This is a genomic window from Streptococcus sp. GMD4S (assembly GCF_000296955.1).
The window spans coordinates 1-1043 of record NZ_AJRE01000274.1 but is presented as its reverse complement, the minus strand read 5'-3'; the positions used below and the strand labels follow the sequence as shown (position 1 = coordinate 1043).

The 1043-nt window shown below is 37.6% G+C and carries 1 protein-coding gene; it reads left to right on the top strand.

Features of this window, described 5'->3' with window-relative positions; translation table 11 throughout:
* Positions 1-1043, top strand: a 1043-nt coding sequence (locus GMD4S_RS09310) for a Spy0128 family protein (protein ID WP_000419198.1), incomplete at both ends; no start/stop codon positions are given.

Sequence of the window (1043 nt, the reverse complement as noted above, 5' to 3'; positions counted from 1 at the left end):
GATTTACTAAATGGGGAGTTCAAGACTCAGACGATCCTAACTATGTAAACTGGCGTATCCGTGTTAACCGCTATGCAAAATCTTACACTGGTGTTAATATCCAAGATACTATTCCAGATGGGCAAGTTCTTGCAAGTGAAATCACTGGTTACTACTTCCCAGACTGGGAAAATGGTTACGGAAGAACAAAATTGGATAGTGCTCATGTCCAAGTAACAGATAAGAACCATTTCTCAATTACACCTAACGGTGATGGAACTCTTGATCATAAAGGTTTGTTCATCCTATACCGTACTCGTTTGACTAAACCAGTTGACCAAGTTACTAAACGTGTACTAAATAACGTGTCGGTAACTACAAACGAGGAAGCTCAACCGATTGATTTTGAAGGTTTTGCACCAATTACCACAACAGATGGTATTGGTGGAGGCGCCAAATCGGATGAGGTAGCTTTAGAAGTAACTAAGAAACTTGAAGGTAAAACTCTTGAAAAAGATGCATTTAGTTTCCAACTTCTAGATGACAAAGGTAGTGTTTTACAAACTGTCAAAAATGATGAGAATGGTAAAGTGAAGTTCGAGGCAATCAAATACAAAGAAGCAGGAACTTTTAACTATACCATTAAAGAAGTTAATGATAACAAACCTGGATACACTTATGATGCGAATGTCCTTAAAGCGACTGTAACAGTAGAAGATGTTTTGGGTGAAAAATTAGCGAGCGTCAAATTTGAAGATTCTAAGAAAGAATTTACAAACTCATACGCGGCTAAAGAAGCAAAACTTCAACTTGAAGCTAAGAAAGTGTTGAAGGGTAAAGCTATTGAGGCTGACCAATTTGAATTTGAGTTGAAAGAAAAAGAAAGTGACAAGGTCGTTGCGACAGCTAAAAACGATGCAAACGGTAAGATTCAATTCCCAAAACTTACGCTCACAGAAGAAAAAACTTATACATACACTATCTCTGAAAAAGCAGGTGATGTAGCCGGAGTTGAATACGATCCAAATGCTTATGAAGTAACAGTAGTCGTTAAAGATAACGGC